The organism is Pseudomonas sp. Ma2-10 (assembly GCF_054330215.1).
In genome coordinates this window covers 1-2,754 of the sequence record NZ_JBTEYL010000055.1, presented here as the reverse complement: position 1 = coordinate 2,754, position 2,754 = coordinate 1, and the positions used below count along the sequence as shown (strand labels likewise).

1 rRNA gene is annotated in these 2,754 nt (G+C 52.0%); it reads left to right on the top strand.

Going from position 1 to position 2,754, the window contains the following annotated elements:
- A 23S ribosomal RNA gene (locus ACXPVS_RS27155) occupies positions 1 to 2,695 on the top strand; the annotation flags it as partial.
- Between the last annotated feature and the right edge of the window lie 59 nt (positions 2,696 to 2,754).

Genomic DNA, 2,754 nt, shown 5'->3' with positions numbered 1-2,754 from the left:
CATCTAAGTACCCTGAGGAAAAGAAATCAACCGAGATTCCCTTAGTAGTGGCGAGCGAACGGGGACTAGCCCTTAAGTGGCTTTGAGATTAGCGGAACGTTCTGGAAAGTACGGCCATAGTGGGTGATAGCCCTGTACGCGAAAATCTCTTAGTCATGAAATCGAGTAGGACGGAGCACGAGAAACTTTGTCTGAATATGGGGGGACCATCCTCCAAGGCTAAATACTACTGACTGACCGATAGTGAACTAGTACCGTGAGGGAAAGGCGAAAAGAACCCCGGAGAGGGGAGTGAAATAGATCCTGAAACCGTATGCGTACAAGCAGTGGGAGCCCACTTTGTTGGGTGACTGCGTACCTTTTGTATAATGGGTCAGCGACTTATTTTCAGTGGCGAGCTTAACCGAATAGGGGAGGCGTAGCGAAAGCGAGTCTTAATAGGGCGTCTAGTCGCTGGGAATAGACCCGAAACCGGGCGATCTATCCATGGGCAGGTTGAAGGTTGGGTAACACTAACTGGAGGACCGAACCGACTACCGTTGAAAAGTTAGCGGATGACCTGTGGATCGGAGTGAAAGGCTAATCAAGCTCGGAGATAGCTGGTTCTCCTCGAAAGCTATTTAGGTAGCGCCTCATGTATCACTGTAGGGGGTAGAGCACTGTTTCGGCTAGGGGGTCATCCCGACTTACCAAACCGATGCAAACTCCGAATACCTACAAGTGCCGAGCATGGGAGACACACGGCGGGTGCTAACGTCCGTCGTGAAAAGGGAAACAACCCAGACCGTCAGCTAAGGTCCCAAAGTTATGGTTAAGTGGGAAACGATGTGGGAAGGCTTAGACAGCTAGGAGGTTGGCTTAGAAGCAGCCACCCTTTAAAGAAAGCGTAATAGCTCACTAGTCGAGTCGGCCTGCGCGGAAGATGTAACGGGGCTCAAACCATACACCGAAGCTACGGGTATCACTTAGGTGATGCGGTAGAGGAGCGTTCTGTAAGCCTGTGAAGGTGAGTTGAGAAGCTTGCTGGAGGTATCAGAAGTGCGAATGCTGACATGAGTAACGACAATGGGTGTGAAAAACACCCACGCCGAAAGACCAAGGTTTCCTGCGCAACGTTAATCGACGCAGGGTTAGTCGGTCCCTAAGGCGAGGCTGAAAAGCGTAGTCGATGGAAAACAGGTTAATATTCCTGTACTTCTGGTTATTGCGATGGAGGGACGGAGAAGGCTAGGCCAGCTTGGCGTTGGTTGTCCAAGTTTAAGGTGGTAGGCTGGAATCTTAGGTAAATCCGGGATTCTAAGGCCGAGAGCTGATGACGAGTTACCCTTTGGGTGACGAAGTGGTTGATGCCATGCTTCCAAGAAAAGCTTCTAAGCTTCAGGTAACCAGGAACCGTACCCCAAACCGACACAGGTGGTTGGGTAGAGAATACCAAGGCGCTTGAGAGAACTCGGGTGAAGGAACTAGGCAAAATGGCACCGTAACTTCGGGAGAAGGTGCGCCGGTGAGGGTGAAGCATTTACTGCGTAAGCCCATGCCGGTCGAAGATACCAGGCCGCTGCGACTGTTTATTAAAAACACAGCACTCTGCAAACACGAAAGTGGACGTATAGGGTGTGACGCCTGCCCGGTGCCGGAAGGTTAATTGATGGGGTTAGCTAACGCGAAGCTCTTGATCGAAGCCCCGGTAAACGGCGGCCGTAACTATAACGGTCCTAAGGTAGCGAAATTCCTTGTCGGGTAAGTTCCGACCTGCACGAATGGCGTAACGATGGCGGCGCTGTCTCCACCCGAGACTCAGTGAAATTGAAATCGCTGTGAAGATGCAGTGTATCCGCGGCTAGACGGAAAGACCCCGTGAACCTTTACTATAGCTTTGCACTGGACTTTGAATTTGCTTGTGTAGGATAGGTGGGAGGCTTTGAAGCGTGGACGCCAGTTCGCGTGGAGCCAACCTTGAAATACCACCCTGGCAACTTTGAGGTTCTAACTCAGGTCCGTTATCCGGATCGAGGACAGTGTATGGTGGGTAGTTTGACTGGGGCGGTCTCCTCCTAAAGAGTAACGGAGGAGTACGAAGGTGCGCTCAGACCGGTCGGAAATCGGTCGTAGAGTATAAAGGCAAAAGCGCGCTTGACTGCGAGACAGACACGTCGAGCAGGTACGAAAGTAGGTCTTAGTGATCCGGTGGTTCTGTATGGAAGGGCCATCGCTCAACGGATAAAAGGTACTCCGGGGATAACAGGCTGATACCGCCCAAGAGTTCATATCGACGGCGGTGTTTGGCACCTCGATGTCGGCTCATCACATCCTGGGGCTGAAGCCGGTCCCAAGGGTATGGCTGTTCGCCATTTAAAGTGGTACGCGAGCTGGGTTTAGAACGTCGTGAGACAGTTCGGTCCCTATCTGCCGTGGACGTTTGAGATTTGAGAGGGGCTGCTCCTAGTACGAGAGGACCGGAGTGGACGAACCTCTGGTGTTCCGGTTGTCACGCCAGTGGCATTGCCGGGTAGCTATGTTCGGAATAGATAACCGCTGAAAGCATCTAAGCGGGAAACTAGCCTCAAGATGAGATCTCACTGGGACCTTGAGTCCCCTGAAGGGCCGTCGAAGACTACGACGTTGATAGGTTGGGTGTGTAAGCGCTGTGAGGCGTTGAGCTAACCAATACTAATTGCCCGTGAGGCTTGACCATATAACACCCAAGCAATTTGACCACTCGAAAGAGCATCAGATTGCGGTGTGTGAAGACGA